The 18320-nt window shown below is 68.5% G+C and carries 13 protein-coding genes and 1 pseudogene; 6 read left to right on the plus strand and 8 right to left on the minus strand.

Translation table 11 applies throughout. From position 1 onward, the window contains the following. Nucleotides 1-3: 3 nt before the first annotated feature. The 3 genes and pseudogenes from MBELCI_RS02205 to MBELCI_RS02215 all read right to left on the minus strand — a co-directional run bounded on the left by MBELCI_RS02205 (nucleotide 4) and on the right by MBELCI_RS02215 (nucleotide 3837). The gene (locus MBELCI_RS02205) at nucleotides 4-912 is read right to left on the minus strand and encodes an ABC transporter permease subunit (RefSeq protein ID WP_021692512.1); all 909 of its coding nucleotides are present in this window, start codon (nucleotides 910-912) and stop codon (nucleotides 4-6) included. Next, on the minus strand, nucleotides 912-1919 hold the full coding sequence (locus MBELCI_RS02210; protein ID WP_021692513.1) for an ABC transporter permease subunit: 1008 nt from the start codon (nucleotides 1917-1919) through the stop codon (nucleotides 912-914). The genes MBELCI_RS02205 and MBELCI_RS02210 overlap by 1 nt, the downstream gene beginning before the upstream one ends. A 335-nt stretch (nucleotides 1920-2254) precedes the next feature. After that, nucleotides 2255-3837: pseudogene (locus MBELCI_RS02215) on the minus strand (ABC transporter substrate-binding protein). A 222-nt stretch (nucleotides 3838-4059) separates the two neighbouring features. Between MBELCI_RS02215 and MBELCI_RS02220 the strand changes: the two are divergent. The 4 genes from MBELCI_RS02220 (at nucleotide 4060) to nadC (ending at nucleotide 9027) form a co-directional block, all read left to right on the plus strand. Continuing rightward, on the plus strand, nucleotides 4060-5493 hold the full coding sequence (locus MBELCI_RS02220) for a hypothetical protein (RefSeq protein ID WP_021692515.1): 1434 nt from the start codon (nucleotides 4060-4062) through the stop codon (nucleotides 5491-5493). A gap of 72 nt (nucleotides 5494-5565) precedes the next feature. Next, nucleotides 5566-6618 (plus strand): quinolinate synthase NadA, encoded by a 1053-nt coding sequence (gene nadA / locus MBELCI_RS02225; protein ID WP_021692516.1) that lies wholly within the window; start codon nucleotides 5566-5568, stop codon nucleotides 6616-6618. 7 nt (nucleotides 6619-6625) lie between these two features. Continuing rightward, complete coding sequence (locus MBELCI_RS02230; protein WP_045319602.1) at nucleotides 6626-8188, plus strand: L-aspartate oxidase; 1563 nt, start codon at nucleotides 6626-6628, stop codon at nucleotides 8186-8188. Beyond that, nucleotides 8185-9027 carry a carboxylating nicotinate-nucleotide diphosphorylase gene (gene nadC, locus MBELCI_RS02235; protein ID WP_021692518.1) on the plus strand — a complete coding sequence of 281 codons (843 nt, stop codon included), beginning with the start codon at nucleotides 8185-8187 and terminating at the stop codon, nucleotides 9025-9027. The genes MBELCI_RS02230 and nadC overlap by 4 nt, the downstream gene beginning before the upstream one ends. Here the strand turns inward: nadC and MBELCI_RS02240 are convergent. The 5 genes from MBELCI_RS02240 to MBELCI_RS02260 all read right to left on the minus strand — a co-directional run bounded on the left by MBELCI_RS02240 (nucleotide 9024) and on the right by MBELCI_RS02260 (nucleotide 15753). Beyond that, complete coding sequence (locus tag MBELCI_RS02240) at nucleotides 9024-10235, minus strand: OpgC family protein (RefSeq protein WP_021692519.1); 1212 nt, start codon at nucleotides 10233-10235, stop codon at nucleotides 9024-9026. The genes nadC and MBELCI_RS02240 overlap by 4 nt on opposite strands. Beyond that, nucleotides 10228-11988, minus strand: a complete 1761-nt coding sequence (gene mdoH / locus MBELCI_RS02245) for a glucans biosynthesis glucosyltransferase MdoH (protein ID WP_021692520.1) — start codon at nucleotides 11986-11988, stop codon at nucleotides 10228-10230. Before mdoH ends, MBELCI_RS02240 begins: the two co-directional genes overlap by 8 nt. Before the next feature lies 1 nt (nucleotide 11989). Then, complete coding sequence (locus MBELCI_RS02250) at nucleotides 11990-12184, minus strand: hypothetical protein (protein ID WP_021692521.1); 195 nt, start codon at nucleotides 12182-12184, stop codon at nucleotides 11990-11992. Beyond that, on the minus strand, nucleotides 12184-13794 hold the full coding sequence (locus tag MBELCI_RS02255) for an OpgD/OpgG family glucan biosynthesis protein (protein WP_021692522.1): 1611 nt from the start codon (nucleotides 13792-13794) through the stop codon (nucleotides 12184-12186). Before MBELCI_RS02255 ends, MBELCI_RS02250 begins: the two co-directional genes overlap by 1 nt. A gap of 138 nt (nucleotides 13795-13932) precedes the next feature. Continuing rightward, nucleotides 13933-15753, minus strand: coding sequence for a PAS domain-containing protein (locus tag MBELCI_RS02260; RefSeq protein ID WP_021692523.1), 1821 nt, complete (start codon nucleotides 15751-15753; stop codon nucleotides 13933-13935). Nucleotides 15754-15986: 233 nt separating this feature from the next. On the opposite strand from MBELCI_RS02260, the gene MBELCI_RS02265 reads away from it, so the two are divergent. Both MBELCI_RS02265 and argE read left to right on the plus strand, forming a co-directional pair. After that, nucleotides 15987-17171, plus strand: coding sequence for a M24 family metallopeptidase (locus MBELCI_RS02265; RefSeq protein ID WP_021692524.1), 1185 nt, complete (start codon nucleotides 15987-15989; stop codon nucleotides 17169-17171). Further along, complete coding sequence (argE, locus tag MBELCI_RS02270; protein WP_021692525.1) at nucleotides 17168-18292, plus strand: acetylornithine deacetylase; 1125 nt, start codon at nucleotides 17168-17170, stop codon at nucleotides 18290-18292. Before MBELCI_RS02265 ends, argE begins: the two co-directional genes overlap by 4 nt. The last annotated feature ends 28 nt before the right edge of the window (nucleotides 18293-18320 follow it).

Genomic DNA, 18320 nt, shown 5'->3' on the forward strand with positions numbered 1-18320 from the left:
AGATCAGCTCCGCTTCAGTTTCGGGTCGAGCGCGTCGCGCAGACCGTCGCCCATCAGGTTGATGGCGAGCACGGTGATCAGGATCGCGAGGCCGGGGAGGGTAACCACCCACCACGCACGCAGGATGAACTCGCGCGCTTCGGCCAGCATGGTGCCCCATTCCGGGGTCGGCGGCTGCGCGCCCATGCCGAGAAAGCCCAAGGCAGCGGCGTCGAGGATCGCGGTCGAGAAGCTGAGTGCGGCCTGCACGATGATCGGCGCGAGGCAGTTGGGCAGCACCGTGACGAACATCAGCCGCCACAGCCCGGCGCCCGCGACTCGGGCCGAAGTGACGTAATCCTTGCCCAGCTCGCCGATGACGCTGGCGCGGGTGAGGCGCACGTAATGCGGCTGCAGCACGATCGCGATGGCGATCATCGCATTGGTGAGCGACGGCCCAAGGATCGCCACCAGAACCAGCGCCAGCAAAAGCGACGGGAAGGCGAGGATGATGTCCATCAGCCGCATGATCAGCGCGTCGAGCCATTTCGGCGAGAAACCCGCCAGAAGACCCAAAAGGATGCCGCCCGACGCCGCGACGACGACCACGACGATGCCGACGAAGAACGAATACCGCGCGCCGTTCAAGAGCCGTGAGAGCATGTCGCGACCTAGCGGATCGGTGCCCAGCGGGAAGCTCCAGTTGCCGCCCTCCTGCCAGACCGGCGGGATCAGCGCGAATTCGCGGAACTGCTGGGTGGGGTCGTGCGGTGCGATCCACGGCGCGGTGGCGGCGACGATCACGAAGGCGACGAAAATCCAGAAACCGAACACGGCACCGCGGTTTTCGCGAAAATAGAACCAGAACTCGCGCAGGCGACCGGGGCGCTGCTCGACCTGGGTTTCCACCTCTTTGGAGAGTGCGTGGTCCATCAGCGCTTCCTGATCTTGGGGTTGATGAGGCCGTAGAGCAGGTCGACGGTCAGGTTCACCACCATCACCATCACGGCGATGAGCAGCAGCCCGCCCTGCACGACCGGGTAGTCGCGGCGGAAGATCGAATCGACCATCCACTTGCCGATGCCCGGCCATGAAAAGATCGTCTCGGTGAGGATCGCGCCCGCGAGCAGCGTGCCGACCGAAAGGCCGATCACGGTGATGACGGGAATGAGCGCGTTGCGGAGCGCGTGGATGCCGTTGATCCGGCCCGGCGGCAGGCCCTTGGCACGCGCCGTGCGGATGTAGTCTTCACCAAGGACTTCCAGCATCGCCGAACGGGTCTGTCGCGCGATCACCGCGAGCGGGATGGTCCCGAGAACGATGGTCGGCAGGATCAGGTGCCGCACGGCGGAGGTGAAGGCGCCGCTCTGGCCCGACAGCAGGCTGTCGATCAGCATGAAGCCGGTGGTGTCGGGAAAGTAGTAAAGCAGGTCGATCCGACCCGAGACCGGGGTCCAGCCGAGATTGCCCGAAAACACGATGATCAGCAAAAGCGCCCACCAGAAGATCGGCATCGAGTAGCCGATAAGGGCGGTGGACATCAGCGCACGGTCATAGAACTTGCCACGGTTCATCGCGGCGATGACACCCGCCGGAAGGCCAAGGGCCACCGCGAAGATCATCGCACAGATCGACAGCTCCAGCGTTGCCGGGAACAGGGCGAAAAACTCGTCCCACACGGGCCGCTTGGTGACATAGCTGGTGCCGAGGTCGCCTTGCAGAACGCCGGTCAGATATTCCCAGTACTGTACGAGGACGGGGCGGTCGAAGCCGAACTGGATCACCAGCTCGTCATAACGCTCCTGCGACATGCCGCGTTCGCCCGCCATGACGATGATCGGATCGCCCGGCAGCACGCGGATGAAGGCGAACGAGATGAGGGTCACGCCGATGAAGGTCGGCAGGAAGGTCGCGAAGCGCGACAGCACGTAGCGCAGCATCTAGCGGCCCGCCTTGCAGTGGCCCCGGCGCGCGGACGCGACGGGGCTGATGAATGAGAGGATGACCATGCCGGTTCGGGTCTCCTGTTGCTGGTGCATCTGGGCGTCGGTCAGGGCGATCGAGGTCGAGGAAGGGAGGCATTCCAGCGCGGGAACGCCCCCGCAGTGGGCCAAATAGCACAAGGATCACGAAGCTGTCGAGTTATCGTGATCCTTGACGCGGGGTCCGGTCCAGCCTGCGCCCCGGCCCCCGGCAGGGTCAAGCGACAGGCCCCAAAGACGCGTAGGGCCCGGAGCCATGACAGCCCCGGACCCCGGAGTTCAGCGCACGCGGATTACTCCGCGATGCTCACATCGTGGAAGATGTGGCCGCCCAGCGGGTGCACCACGTAGCCTTCGACCTCTTCGCGCATCGGCATCGACACGACCGAATGGGCGATGGTGGCCCAAGGCGCCTGCTCTTTGAACACGACCTGCGCCTGCTCGTAGAGCGCCGCGCGCTCTTCTTGCGTGGTCTTGGTCTTGGCGTCCTGGATCAGCGCCTCGAACTCCTCGTTGCACCACTGGGCACGGTTCGAGCCGCCGACGCCGTCACAGCCGAGCAGCACGGCGAGGAAGTTGTCCGGATCGCCGTTGTCGCCGGTCCAGCCGAGCAGCACCGCGCCGTCGCGATCGACCTCCTTGGAGCGCTCGAGATACTCGCCCCACTCGTAGGAGACGATTTCGACATCGACGCCGATCTCGGACATGTCCTCTTGGATCAATTCGGCCATGCGCCGCGCGTTCGGGTTGTAGGGGCGCTGCACCGGCATCGCCAGATCTTCATCGACAGGTCGGTGACGCCGGCCTCTTCGAGCATTGCCTTGGCGGCTTCGGGATCATGCTGATCGTCTTCGACCGCGTCGTTGTAGGACCACATGATCGGTGGGATCGGGTTCTTGGCGACCGAGCCCGAGCCTTGGAACACCACGTCAAGGATCGCCTGCTTGTCGATCGCCATGTTGAGGGCGCGGCGCACCTCGGGCTGGTCGAACGGTGCCTGCTGGGTGTTGTAGGCAAGGTAGCCGACATTGAGGCCCTCTTGCTCCATCACCTCGATGCCCTCGGCCTCCTTCATCGCGGCGATGTCGGCGGGGTTGGGATAGGGCATGACGTGGCACTCGCCCGCCTGCAGCTTCTGGTAGCGCACGCTCGCGTCGGGCGTGATCGCGAAGATCAGGTTCTCGACCTTGGCAGGCTCGCCCCAATAGTCGTCGAAGCGCGCGAAGCGGATCACCGCGTCCTTTTGGTAGGCGACGAAGCTGAACGGTCCGGTGCCGATCGGCTGCTGGTTCAGCATTTCGGGGTTATCCTTGACGCTCTCGGCGTATTCGGCCGAAAGGATCGAGGCGAAATCCATCGCCATGTTGGCAATGAAGGGCGCCTCGGGACGGGTCAGCGTGAACTTGACGGTGTAGTCGTCGATCTTCTCGATGCTCTCGACGAGATCGGGCATCGACATGCCCTGATAGTACTCCCAAGTGCCGCCGGAGGCCTTGTTGAAGGGGTGGTTCTCGTCACCCTGACGCTCGAACGAGAAGATCACGTCATCGGCGTTGAAGTCGCGGGTCGGCGTGAACTGGTCGTTGGAGTGGAATTTCACGCCCTGACGCAGGTTGAAGGTGATCTCGGTGCCGTCCTCGGACACGTCCCAGCTCTCGGCGAGGCCGGGGACCACTTCGGTGGTGCCGGTCTTGAACTCGGTGAGGTGGTTGTAGACCGTGTGCGACGAGGCGTCGAAGGTGGTGCCGGAGGTATAAAGCGCGGGGTCGAAGCCCTCGGGGCTGCCTTCCGAGCAATAGACGAGGTTCTGCGCTTGCGCGGCGCCCGCGAGGGCAAGGGTGGCCGCGCCTGCGGCGAGCCATGTCTTTATCTTCATGTCGTTCTCCCTGACTGCCCGGCCATTCCGGCACGCGAGGTGACGGCAGGCCGATGCGTTGTGACGGCAGGTTGTCCCAGCGGGCCACGTCAGGCAAGACCCTGCGTCCCTCTGACCCGGCGGAAACGCGACGGATCGTCCTCATTGCCCGCCATGTCCGGGCTGTCTTGCGGCTGCGGGGCCGCGCGGGCATGGTCGCGCCAGTTTTCCCGGACCGGACTCATGGCCACTCGATCGCCCCTTCGTCGCACCGCCCCCTCCAATGCGGATGCGCCACCCGTCGCCGCGCGGGCCGAGCCGCTGCTCGGCGCGGCGCTGGTCGCCATGACGATCTTCGTCACGCTCAAGGATTGGGCCCCATCAAGCGGCGCGGGCCTGTGGGCCGCTTGGAGCGTGCCGCCGGTGGTGGCGCTGCTGGCATGGCGGCTGCGCGGGCGCAGGCTGGGTTTCGTGGTGGTGGCGCTCGCCGTCACTGCGGCGCTCTGGGCGCAGGGCGGCGACTGGACGGCGCGCGTGCTGGCCGGGCTCGGCTCGGCGGCTTTCATCGGCGGGTTCTTCGTCGCGCTGGCGACGCTGCGCTCTGCGGCCGAGACCTCTCCTGCAATCCGCGCCTGCGGCCGTTATCTGGCGGGGCAGCCGCCCGGTCGGCGCTACCTCGCGCTGACGCTGGGCGGGCAGGCCTTCTCGGTGCTCTTGAACTACGGCTCCATCGCGCTTTTGGGCAGTCTCTCGGTCGCCAGTTCGGCCCGCGAGAGCGACCCGGAAATTCGGTTCCACCGCACGCGGCGGATGCTTCTGGCGATCCAGCGCGGCTTCGTGTCGGTGCTGCCATGGTCGCCGCTGTCGTTCTCGGTGGCGATCACCGGCGCTCTTTTGCCCGCCGCGCCCTACAAGGCCACGGTCCTGCCCGCCCTCGTCACCGGGCTCATCGTCGCCGGCACGGGCTGGGCCATGGACCAGATCTTCAAGCCCAAGCTTACCCATACTCCGCTGCGCCACACCCCGGAGGGCGGGCCGGGCGCGGTGTTGCCGCTGTTGCTGCTGCTGGCGCTTCTCGGCGTGCCGGTCTGGCTCCTGCACGTGGTTTTCGAGGTGCGCGTGGTCGGCGCGGTGCTTCTGGTGGTGCCGCTGCTGGCGCTGGGCTGGCTGGTGCTGCAGGAGGGCGCGCGCGGTGCCGTCGGACGGGCGGGGCGCTACGCCGCCCGGGAGCTGCCGCGCTACCGTCCCGAGCTGACGCTGCTGATGATGGCGGGCTATATCGGCACGACCGGGGCGGGGCTGCTGGCACCGCATGTGGCCGAGTTCGCGCCGCTGATCGAGGCGCTGCCCGGGCCGCTGATCCTCGGGCTGCTGGTCTGGTTCATTCCCGTCACCGGCCAGCTCGGCATGAACCCGATCCTGAGCGTGACCCTGCTGTTTCCGCTCCTGCCCGCCCCCGAGGCGATGGGGGTGAGCCCGGTGGCGCTTTTCGTCGCAATCACCGCCGGCTGGGCGCTGTCGGGCATCACGTCGCCCTTCACGGCGACGACGCTGCTCACCGGCAATTTCGCCGGCAAGAGCGCGTTGCATATCGGGCTGAAATGGAACGGTGCCTATGCGCTGGTCACTGGTACGCTGCTGACGCTCTGGGCGGTGGGCTTCGGATTGAGGTCCTGAACGCGCGATCTGGAACTTCTCGTCACGCCCCTGTATGAGGCAATCCCAACCGGCTGACGCAAGGTGAGGCACATGTTTGAGACTGGCATCATGCGCGAGGAACTCGCGCGGCATTACGACCTCGCGCCATCGGTGGAGGCGGCGGAACGACAGGCCCATCTCTATGCGCGCATGGACAAGGTGCTGAGCCCCGTCGACTGGGCGATGCACGCGCCCTATGTCGAGGCGATCAACACGCTCAAGCGCGAACGCGACGCGGTGATCCTCGCGCATAACTACATGACGCCCGAGATCTATCACGGCATCGCCGACGTGGTGGGCGACAGCCTGCAGCTCGCCATCGAGGCCACCCGCGTCGAGGCGCAGGTGATCGTGCAATGCGGCGTGCACTTCATGGCCGAGACCTCGAAGATCCTGAACCCGGCCAAGATCGTGCTGATGCCCGACATGAACGCGGGCTGTTCGCTGGCCGAAAGCATCACCGCCGAGGGCATCGCCGAGATGCGCCGCCAATACCCGGGCGCGCCGGTGGTGAGCTATGTCAACACCACGGCGGAGGTGAAGGCCGCCTCCGACATCTGCTGCACCTCGGCCAACGCGCTGCAGATCGTCGAGGCGATGGAGAGCGATACGGTCATAATGACCCCTGACCAGCACCTCGCGCGCAACGTGGCCAAGGACAGCACCAAGCGCATCGTCTGGTGGGAGGGCAGCTGCATCGTCCACGAGCAGTACACCGCCGAGGAGATGCGCGCCTACCGCGCCGCCGATCCGGAGGTGAAGATCATCGCCCACCCCGAATGCACGACCGAAGTGACGGCCGAGGCGGATTTCACCGGCTCGACCAGCGGCATCATCGACTGGATCGACCGCGAGCGGCCCAAGAAGGCGCTTCTGGTCACCGAATGCTCGATGGCCTCGAACATCACCGACGCCTTCCCGGACGTGGCGTTCCAGAAGCCGTGCAACATGTGCCCCTACATGAAGATGATCAGCCTCGAAAAGGTTCTGTGGTCGCTGCACAGCATGTCGCCCGAGGTGATCGTGCCCGAAAAGATCGCGGTGCCGGCGCGCCGCGCCGTGGAACGGATGATCGAGCTGTCGCGCAGCCTCGCCAAGGCCTGATGTGACGATGACCCGCCTGCGCACCGAGCGCGTCGTCATCATCGGGGCCGGTCTCGGCGCGATTTCCGCCGCCCTTGCCCTCGCGCCGCGCCCGGTGCTGATGATCGCGCCGGAGCCGCCGGGGCAGGGCGCGAGCAGCGCCTGGGCGCAGGGCGGCGTCGCCGCCGCCATGGACGCCGCCGACAGCGCGCAGGCCCACGCCGCCGACACGGTGGCGGCGGGTGCCGGCACGGTCGATGCGGCCATCGCCGATCTGGTCACGCAGGCAGCGCGTGAGCATATCCACGAACTGACCGGCCTCGGCACGCCCTTCGACCGCGATGCGCAGGGCGGCTACGTGCTGTCGCGCGAGGCGGCGCATGGCGCGGCGCGGGTTGTGCGGGTCAAGGGCGATCAGGCCGGTCGGCAGATCATGGACACGCTGATCGCGGCGCTGGCGCGCACGCCGTCGGTGCAGATCCTGTCCGGCGCGCTGCTCACCGGCATCGAAGCATCAGGCGGTCGTGTCACGGGCGTCGAGATCGAGAGCGTCGATGGCTCGGCCCCCGTCATCATCGAGGCGCCCGCCGTGCTGCTGGCGGGGGGCGGCTCTGGCGGGCTGTGGCTGCACACGACCAACCCGGCCCGCATCCGGGGCCAGGTAATCGGCGCCGCGGCGCGCGCGGGCGCCATCATCGCAGATGCCGAGTTCGTGCAGTTTCACCCCACCGCCATCGCGACGGGCGGGGACCCGCTGCCGCTCGCGACTGAGGCGCTGCGCGGCGAGGGGGCGTGGCTCGTCAACGATGCGGGCGAGCGGTTCATGACAGCGCTGCATCCGGATGCCGAGCTTGCACCGCGCGACATCGTCGCTCGTGCCGTCTTTGCCGAGCGGCAGGCAGGCCGCGATCCGGCGCTCGACACTCGCGCGAGCCTTGGCGCGAGTGTGGTCGAGAAGTTCCCGGCGGTAGCCGAGGCCTGCGCGCGCGCCGGGATCGATCCGGTCCACGGCACCATTCCGGTCGCCGCGGCCGCGCATTACCACATGGGCGGTGTCGAGACCGATGCGCAGGGGCGCAGCAGCCTCGCAGGGCTCTGGGCCTGCGGCGAGGCCGCCTCGACCGGCCTGCACGGGGCGAACCGCCTCGCCTCCAACGGTCTGCTCGAGGCGCTGGTCTTCGCGCGTCGCTGCGCCGAGGACATCATGCACGGCGCAGGCGTGCCCGAGGCTGCGCCCGAGATCGCCGTCGCCTTTGCTGCCGGTGGCCGTCGTCCCGCCTCCGAAAGCGTGGCGGCGCTGCGCCGCCTGATGACCGACCACGTCGCGGTGCTGCGCGACGGGCCGGGCCTGCGCCGGGCGCTGGCGGGCATCGCCGCGCTGGAGGCCGTCGAGCCCGCGCCCGCGTTCCGCACCATGACCGCGACCGCGACGTTGATCGCCGCTGCCGCCCTGCGGCGCACCGAAAGCCGGGGCGGCCACTGCCGCACCGATTTCCCCGAGACCGACCCTGCGCAGGCGCATCGCAGCCGCCTGACGTTCCAAGATGCCCTGACCATCCGCGCCGACTGCGCGGCCACGGAGACCGCATGACCCTGATCCCCGACCTGTTGCTCGAGCCGATGGTGCGCCATGCGCTGCACGAGGATCTGGGCGCTTACGGCGACGTCACCACCCGCGCCGTGATCCCCGCTGGGACGACCTATGCCGCGCGGATCAATGCGCGCGAGGCGGGCGTGGTCTCGGGGCTTCAGATCGCGGCCATCGCCTTTCGTCTCGTCGATCCGGCGCTGAAGATCACGACGCGTCTCGGCGACGGCGCGGCCTGCGCCCCTGGCGACACGCTGATGGAGATCGAGGGATCGGCCGCGTCGATCCTCTCGGCCGAGCGCGTCGCGCTCAACTTCGCGGGGCGGCTCTCGGGGATCGCCACGCTGACCGCCGGTTTCGTGAAGGAAACGGCAGGGACGGCCACCCGCGTCACCTGCACCCGCAAGACCACGCCCGGCCTGCGCGCCGCCGAGAAGCTCGCGGTGCTGCATGGCGGGGGCTTCAACCACCGCTACGGCCTCTCGGACGCGATCCTGATCAAGGACAACCACATCGCCGCCGCGGGCGGCATCCGGGCTGCCCTGCAGGCCGCGACGGCCTCGGCCTCGCACATGCTCAAGATCGAGATCGAGGTCGATACGCTCGATCAACTCGCCCAGGTGCTGGAGGTCGGCGGCGCCGATGTCGTGCTGCTCGACAACATGTCGACCCCCGATCTCGCGCGCGCCGTCGAGATGGTCGGCGGGCGTCTCGTCACCGAGGCCTCGGGCAACATGCGGCGCGAACGGGTGGCCGAGGTCTGCGCCACCGGGGTCGACTACGTGTCGTCGGGCGCGCTGACCCATTCGGCGCGCACCCTCGATCTGGGGCTCGACTTCTAGGCGGCGAGCGCCTTTTCCGGCGTGGTCGGAGCTACCGTGGCAGGCGCCGCCCTGTCGCGATCAGTAGGCCAGTGGTGCCGCGCAGCCGCGAAGGCGAGCTGCAGCGCCAGTCCGGCCCCGAGCATCATTGTGTCGAGGACGAAGTTCTCGCCCGTCTCGGTCTTGATGCCTTGGATCAGGTAGATGGTGATCGACCCCAGAGCGAAGACCGGCAGAGCCTGCCGCCCCAGAAGCGCGAAGGGGGCGGCGAGCCGCGAGGCGCAGGCGCGCCGCACCATGCCCCATGAGGCCAGCACATAGAACAGCGCCAGCAGATGCAGCAGCCTCGGCAGGCTCAGATAAGGTTTGCTGAAGCCGGTCATGAAGCCCGGCGCACCGTGCTGGTTGGCCATCCACAGCAGGTGATTGCCGGTCTTGCCGAAGCCAGGCAGGTTCATCCAGGCCAGCGATAACACAAGGAACCCCACCGCCAGCGCCATGAGCCATCGCCGCGCGGGCACCAGCCTGCGGCCCTCTTTGGCAGCGATGCCGGTGACGATGCCCAGCACGAACAAGAGCTGCCACGCGGGCGGGCTGAACTGCCAGCCGCCGGTGGGGTAGTTGGGCAGGGTCAGCCGGAAATGCGCCGCCGCCATCCACAAAAGCCCCGAGGCCGCGAGCGCCCACAGAGGTCGGCGCACCGCCGCCCAGAGCACCAGCGGCGCCGCCATCAGCAACACGAAATAGAGCGGCAGGATGTTGGCATAGCCGATCTGGAAGCCCAGCGTCGGTACCCCGATCAGGAAGCCGAGAGGATCGCGGAACAGCAGGCCCATGCCGTGCTTCCACAGCATTGCGGGGATGTCGGCGAAACTCGCCAGCGCCGCCGCAATCGCCAGCGCGCCGAAGGTGATCAGAAGATGCACGAGGTAGAGCGTCCAGGCGCGACGCCAGATCCGGGCCACACCCTGCCAAGGCCAACGGACGCGAAAGCCGGCCGAGTAGGCCAGCCCCGCCGAGATCCCCGCCATCAGCACGAAGCCCTCGGTGGCGTCCGAGAAGCCGAAGTTGCGGCTGGTCCAATTCTCCCAGAAGTTGCCCGGCACGTGATTGATGTAGATCATCACCAGCGCGATGCCGCGCAGAACGTCGAGCCGCGGGTCGCGGGTTTTGGGAAGCTGGCGGGCCACCGGGATCGAGACGGGTGCCGGCGCGGAGGTATCAGGCATGTTGCGGCTCCTGCCGGGGTGGGGCGGCGTCGGCGTCGGTCAGCGGCGCCCACCGGTCGAGCGCCTCGTCCTGACGGGCGAGGATCGGGTCCGGGCAGGTTTCGGAGGGCACAGAGAACAGCGCGCGGCAGGGCAGGGAGGTGGCCCAGATCACCAGCGGCGCAGCGATCATCGGCCCTGCGATAGGCAGCAGCCAGCCCACCAGTTCAGGCGAGAGCCGCCATGAAGCGATCAGCCCGCCCAGCCCTATGAGCGAGATCCAGCGGCTCGCCTGCCAGCTCTCGAAAAGGCTCAGACGCCCTTCGCCGCGCGCCGATGCCGGCCAGCCGCCGTCGCGACCCGACAGCACCTGCAGCACCGAGCGGGTCTGGAACATCAGGAAGATCGGCGCGGTAACGCTCGACATGGCGATCTCGGCCAGCGTCGAGACCATCAGCCGCCACGCTCCACCGAACCCCGTCGCCCGGCCCGAGCGGATCGCCTGAATCGCGATCAATAGCTTGGGCAGGATCAGGAGCCCCAGAACGCCGATGATGAGCCCGGCGGTGCGGGTGGTCTCGTTGGGCGGCAGCACCGGGAAGGACCAGCCCGCCAGCGGAAAATAATCGGGCTCGGCGCGCAGCGCGGGCGCGAGTATCGAAGTGGCCAGAAACCCGAGCCAGAACAGCGACGAGACATAGGCCAATATGCCTTGCAGGAACACGAAACGGCTCCAGCGGCGCAGGCCGGGGGCCGTCAGCAGCCGCGCGTGCTGCAGGTTGCCCTGACACCAGCGGCGGTCGCGCTTGGCATGGGCGAGGATGTTCTCGGGGCCTTCTTCGAAGGAGCCCGCGAGATCCTCGTCGAGCCGCACGATCCAGCCTGCGCGCGCCAGTAGCGCGGCTTCGACATAGTCGTGGCTCAGGACATGGCCACCGAAGGGAGGCGGACCCGACAGGTCCGGCAGCGCGCAGCTTTCGGCGAAGGCGTGCACGCGCACCATGGCGTTGTGACCCCAGAACGGGCCGGTCTCGCCCTGAAGCCGCGCCACGCCGCGCGCGAAGACGGGCGAATGCAGCGCCGCCGAGAACTGCATCGCGCGACCGAAGAGCGAGCCCGCGCGGATCACGCCGGGAAGGCTCTGCAGCAGGCCGAGGCGTGGCTCCCCCTCCATGCGGCGGGCCATCTCGATGATGGTTTCGGGCGACATCAGGCTGTCGGCATCGAGGATCAGCGCAAACTCGTAGGCCGCCCCCGAGGTCTTGATGAAATCCTCGATATTGCCCGCCTTGCGGCCATGGTTGGAGGTCCGGCGGCGGTAGAAGATGCGCGCTTCGGCGTCGCGCGCGCGCAAGAGTGCAAGATACCACGCCGCCTCGCGCGCGGCACCATGGGGAGAGCGGGTGTCCGAAAGGATCGCGAAATCGAAGAGCCCGGCCTGCGGCGTCTCCGACAGCGCCTCGTCCATCGCGGCGATGCGGGCGAAGGTGGCGCGCGGGTCTTCCTCATGCACCGGCACGAGGATCACGCAGCGGCCCTTCGGCTCGGCACGGCGCGGCGCGACCGCACGGCCCGGCCATAGGCCGAGCATCGCCTGCGACGCCCCCCATGCCAGCCAGAAGGTGGCCATGAGGATCAGCAGGCTGCGCGCGAACTCGACCCACAACCCGCCGGTCTGACGCTGTGCAAAGAACAACGTGAAGGCGCCGGCGGCAAGCGCGAGGCTCGCGCCCAGCGCCACCGCCCGTGCCCGCGTCGGGCCGGTTCGGCTCATGTCAGGCGTCCAGTCTCGGCGCGAGAAGCGCCCTCAGGCGGGCCAGCAAGGCAGGTGTCACGTCACGCTCCAGGCGTTGGCGCGGCATGGCCAGCGGCGCGTCGGGCAGCGCGCCGCGTCGCGCGGCCTCCGCCTCGAAGGTGACGATGCCGGTGTTGGTGTCGGTGTCGTGCCGCGAGTGGGTCCGGTCGAGCATCAGGCGTTGATCCATTGATAGAGCCAGCTTTCCGAGAGCTTGCGGCCATAACCGGCCACATGCGCGGTCAGTTCGACCGTGGCGTTCGGCTCCGCCGAGACGTCGAGCACCGCGCGCCACTGGCCGCTGGCCTCGATCCGCTCGAGCGTCCGGGACGTGATCTCGCCGCCATGTGCCTCGGCCTTGAGCTCGACCTCCGCGTCCCCGGACAACCGCTCCAGCGCGCCGCCCTTGAGATCTATGACGAATTTGCGGGTACCGGCGGTGCTCTCGACGCCCGATACGCCGCCCGCGCCGGCGCGGGTCTCGGCCACATGGGCGATCTCGGAGGCGGGGTCGAGGGGCAGGTCGCCCCAGAGCAGGCGGTAGGAGAACTCCCGCTCATCGCCCGCGGAAATTTTTCCTTCGGGCACCCAGAAGGCAACTATGTTGTCGTTTGCCTCGAGATCAGTCGGAATCTCGACCAGCCGCACCGCGCCGCGGCCCCAGTCGCCCGTAGGTTCGACCCTGAGCGAGGGGCGGCGGTCATAGCGCGCGCCGCTGTCCTGATAGGCCTCGAACGCGCGATCGCGTTGATAGAGCCCGAAGGCACGCGGGCTTTCCTCTCCGAAATAGGACGAGGCGAGGCGCGGGGGGTTGTTGAGCGGACGCCAGATCACGTCGCCGTCGCGCCGCTCGATCCTGAGCCCGTCACTGTCATGGACGGCAGGCCGGTAATCGTCGAAGGCGGCGCGGTTCTTTTCGGAGAACAGGAACATCGAGGTGAGCGGCGCGATGCCGAGTTGTTCGGGCGCGCGGCGGAAGAACAACCGCGCCGTCACGTTGATCTCTGTCTCACGGCCCGGCGTCACCACGAGGCGGTAGGCTCCGGTCAGCGTCTCGCCTTCGAGCGCGGCATAGATCGTCACCGCCCGCTCACCAGTTTCGAGCCAGAACCGGGTGAAGCGCGGAAACTCTTCGGCACGCGAGGTCGCGGTGTCGATGGCGACGCCGCGCGCGCTCAGGCCATAGCGGCTGTCACGGCCCAGAGCGCGGAAGTAGCTGGCCCCGAGAAAGGCCACCATCTCGTCCTCCCGGTCGGGGCGGTTCAGCGGCGCATTGAGCCGGAACCCCGCGACGCCGGGCAGATCGGCCATCTCCCCGGCCTTGTCGCTGAGCCGCCCGCGATAATCGAAGTCCTGCGTGCCGAACCGCATCGGCCGGGCCATGCCCTCGCGCAGATCGTAGAGCCGCACCGGTTCCTCGAACAGCCAGCCCATGTGGAAGGCATGCAGCCGGAACGGCGTTTCAGCGCCACGCCAGCGCGCGCGCTCGGCCTTGAAGGCGATGAGACGGTAATCGTCGTAGCCCAGCGGCCCGAGCGGCAGCTCGGCCTGTTCCGGGGCGGCGGGGGCCTTCTTGGCGCGGGCGCGCATTTCCGCCGTCAGGCTGTCGAAGTCGAAGGGCCGGGGCATGTCCTCCTCGGCGGGGGGAATGACCTTCGGAGGGGCGTTCTGGGCCAGCAGCGGGCCGGCGCCGCCGAGACCGGCGAGAAGCGTGGCGGACGCACCGATGGCGCGCAGCAATCCGCGGCGATCGAAGCACGGTGTGGTGGGGTCGAAATCGGGCATGTCTGATCTTTGAGTACTGGGAGCGCTGCCGGAATCGACCGGCGCGGTTGGTTCTCCCATGCGGCAGTGCGGCGCGGGTTGCAATGCGGATATGGATACGGTGGCCTCGCGCGCAAGAAGGCGCGACCCGCGCGCCTGTCAGAGTGGCGCAAGTGTGATCTCGTGATGCATTCCGGGCAGGCTGCGGCTCTCGATCCGTGCGCCGATCTGCGCGCACAGCCCCGCGACCAGCCCCGAGCCGAGACCCGAATCCCGATCCGGTCTCGGCTGCGCGCCCTGGATCGGCCCCACCCCGTCATCGGCGATGATGACCCGGACCTCGCCTTCGGGGCCATGCATCAGCCGCAACGTGATCTGTCCCGCGCCCTGCGGAAAGGCGTGCTTTATGGCGTTGGTCACCAGTTCGTTCACCACGAGCCCCAGCGGCACCGCGCCGTCGAGGTCGATCTCCACCGGCACCACCTCGCAGGCGAGCCGGATGTCGGTCTGCGCGAGCACCGAGCGGCGCAGCTTTTCGGCGAGATCCCCGAGATAGGCGTCGAAGCGCAGCCGTCCCGTGCCCTCCGCAAAGCCGAGCTGCGCGTGCAGGTCGGCCACCGCCTCGATCCGCTTGGTCGCCGCGGCGAAGGAGCCGGGCTGGCCCGAACGGTTCGCCTCGAGCCGCAGCATCGACAGGATCAGATGCAGGTTGTTCTTCATGCGGTGGTTCAGCTCGGTCAGCAGCATCTGGCGGCGGGCCAGCTCGGCCTCGCGCTCGACCTCGTGGCGTTTGGCCGCCGTGATGTCGGTCATCGCACCGATCATCCGGGCGCTGCCATCGGCGAGCCGGACCAGGCGTCCGCGCGTGCTGACCCAACGGGTTTCGCCGCCATTGCCCGGCCCGGACACACGGTAGACGCGCGCCATCTCGCCACCCGCCTTCAGCGCGCCGAGCACGCCCGCGCGCAGCGCCTCGCGGTCCTCGGGATGCACCCGGTCGAAATAATCCGACATCGGCGCCGGGGCGTCGTCAGGCGCCATGTCGAACAGCGCGCGGGTGCGGGGCGAGGCCACGACCTCGCGGCTGACGGGGTCAAGCTCCCAGGTGCCGACGGCGGCGACCTCGATGCTCATCCCCAGCATCATCGCCGCGCGCTCGCGCGCCACCTCGGCCTCGCGCTGCTCGGTCACATCGAAGTTCACGCCGGTCAGCCGCAGGGGCCGGCCCCGGGCATCCCGCAAGATCCGTCCCCGCCCCTCGATCCAGCGCAGGCCGGTTTCGGGATGGTCGACCCGAAAAGACATGTTGAGCTGGCTCGCGCCGTTCGGATCGAGGCAGCCTTGGAGGTCCAAGGCGCAGCGTTCGCGGTCCTCGGGATGGAGCCGGCCGAGCCAGGCCGCGATCAACCCATCAGGTTTGCCCTGCGCGCCCAGATCGGGCGACAGCGCATAAAGCCGGAACATCTCGGGGGACCACGTGATGCGATCCTCCACCATGTCCCAATCATAGATGCCGAGAGCGGCCCCTTCCTGCGCCAGCTGCAGCCGCGCCTGCGTGCAGCGCAACGCGGCCTCCGTCTCGTGGCGGTCGGTGATGTCGACGCAGCTGCCGATGAATCCGATGAGACGACCGCACTCCGACAGCCGCGGCTTGCCGGTGTCGAGAAACCACCGCCAGACCCCGTCATGGCGGCGCAGGCGATACTCGATCTGGAACGGGCGGCCGTCGGACAGCGCCGAGGAGTAGCTGTCGAGACCCGGCAGGTCGTCGGGGTGGATGCCGGTGATCCAGCCGCCGCCGATCTCCTCATCGAGGGTGCGTCCGCGAAATTCGAGCCATGCGCTGTTGAAATAGGTGCCTTCGTAATCTGGGTCCGACAGCCACATCGGCAGGGGGGCCTGATCGAGAGCAGCCAGGAAGGCCACGTCCTCGCGGCGGCGTCCGGAGCCGCGCAGGTTCCCCGTGTCGATCGCTTCCATGACCCCCTCCACCTGCCGGCGCTCCCATACTTTGGTGTAGCCGCAACCTGGCAATCTTGCCAAGAGAGCCGGGCGGGAGGCCGGCATCGGCGGATCGACGCCGAAACGCGCAGGATCGTGGCAAGAAGGCGCGTCCTTGCCGTCGGTCGGTTTCGGGCGGCGAAATGACGCGGAAGCGATTGACCCCGAGACCCGCCGCGCGCTCGCCTGATCCCATGTTTTCAGGAGTGCCTATGGGACCGCATGCCGCCCCCTTCGACCGCCCCGAATACGACCGCCGTCTCGTCGCCGCGCGCGAGGCGATGGCGCGCGCCGGGATCGACCTGCTTTTTGTCACCGATCCGTCGAACCAGAACTGGCTCACCGGCTATGACGGCTGGTCCTTCTATGTGCATCAGGGCGTCATCCTGCCGATGGAGGGCGCGCCGGTCTGGTGGGGTCGGCTGCAGGACACCGCCGGGGCGCAGCGCACCGTCTGGATGGGCGAGGATCGAATCCTCGGCTATGACGACCACTACGTGCAGTCCACGACGCGCCACCCGATGCAGGATCTCGCCGCGCGGCTGATCGGCATGGGGCAGGGCGGCGGACGGATCGGCGTGGAGATGGACAACTACTACTATTCAGCCAAGGCCCATGCCGTGCTCGAGACCGCGCTGCCGCAGGCCACGCTGATCGACGCCACGGCGTTGGTGAACTGGTGCCGGCTGGTGAAATCGGCGCCTGAAATCGCGATGATGCGCCGCGCCGCGCGCATCTCCGAGACGATCGCGCGGCTGGCGATCGAGCTGGCCGAACCCGGCCTGCGCAAGAACGACCTCGTGGGCGAGGTGATGCGCGCCGCCATGCGCGGCGTGGGCGAGGATTGGGGCGATTATGCCGCCATCGTGCCCTTGATGCCCTCGGGCGCCGATGCGAGCGCGCCGCATCTGACCTGGAATGGCGAGGAGATGAAGCGCGGCGAGGCCACCTTCTTCGAACTGTCGGGTTGCGTGCGTCGCTACCACGCGCCCTTGTGCCGTACCGTGCATCTCGGCCAGCCGCCCGCCGAAATGGTCAGCGCTTCCGAGGCGCTGTGCGAGGGGCTGGAGGCCGGGCTCGACGCCGCGCGCCCCGGCAACACCGCGCAGGACATCGCCGCCGCCCTGCACGCGCCGCTCAAGCGCATCGGCATCCATCGGCCCAATCGCTGCGGCTACCCGGTGGGTCTCAGCTATCCGCCCGATTGGGGCGAGCGCACCGCGAGCCTGCGCAAGGGCGACCTGACGGTGCTGGAGCCGGGCATGACGTTCCATTTCATGCCGGGGATCTGGATGGAGGGCTGGGGGCTCGAGACGACCGAGACGATCCTGATCCGCGAGGCAGGCCCCGCCGAGACGTTGTGCGACCTCGATCGCAAGCTCTTCGTCAAGCCATGAGTGCGCTGGAGGAGACCATCGCGCTTCTGGCCGAAATGACCGCGCATCCCACCGTGTCGGACCGGGGCAACCGCGATCTGGTGGACCTGCTCGCGGTGCGGCTGCGGGCCGACGGGGCGCGGGTCCGCGTCCTGCCCGACCAAGGGGGCGACAAGGCGAACCTGCTGGCCAGCTTCGGTCCCGAGACGGGTGGCGGCCTGCTGCTTTCGGGCCATCTCGACGTGGTGCCGCCAGGGGCGGGCTGGTCCTCCGATCCGTTTCGCCTGCGCCGCGCGGGCGGGCGGCTCTTCGGGCGCGGCAGCTGCGACATGAAGGGCTTTGTCGCCGCCTGCGTCACCATGGCCCCGACACTGGCCGCGCGCGGCGACCCGGTTCACCTCGCGCTCACCCATGACGAAGAGGTGGGGTGCCTCGGCGCACAGGCGCTGGCGGCGGTGATGGCGGCGCAGGGGCCGCGCCCCGCCATGGCGATCATCGGTGAGCCGACGCGGATGCGGGTGATCGAGGGGCACAAGGGCTGTTTCGAATACACCACCCGTTTCACCGGGCGCGACGGTCACGGCTCGGCCCCCGAACGGGGCATCAACGCCGCGCAGGCCGCGGCGCGCTTCGCGCTGCGGCTCGATGCGCTGGCGGCTCAATTGCGCGACATGCGCCCCGAGGGTCCGTTTGCCCCGCCATGGGCCACGATCAGCGTCGGGCGGATGGTGGCGGGGGTGGCGCGCAACGTCATCGCCGGGCAGGCCGAGGTGGAATGGGAAATGCGGCCCGTGACCGAGGCCGAGGCCCTCCACGTGAAACACGCGCTGGCCGATCATGCCGAGGCCGAGATGGCGGCGCATCCGGGGCTTGTCATCGAGACCGAATGTTTCGGCGAGGTGGCGGGGCTGGAGCCGCGCGAGGCCAATGCCGCGCGCGACCTGCTGCTGGGGCTTATGGGCGGCGTGCCCGGCCTCGTATCCTTCGGCACTGAAGCCGGGATCTGGCAATCGCTCGGGATGGATGCGGTGCTGTGCGGGCCGGGCGACATCGCGCAGGCGCACCGGCCCGACGAGTATCTCGAGGAAAGCCAGCTCGCCGCCTGCCTCGACATGTTCGAGGCATTGGCCGCCCGGCCCTAGGCCGCGCGACCGGGCCGTGGCCCCGGAG

Source organism: Limimaricola cinnabarinus LL-001 (genome assembly GCF_000466965.1).
Lineage (GTDB): Bacteria > Pseudomonadota > Alphaproteobacteria > Rhodobacterales > Rhodobacteraceae > Limimaricola > Limimaricola cinnabarinus.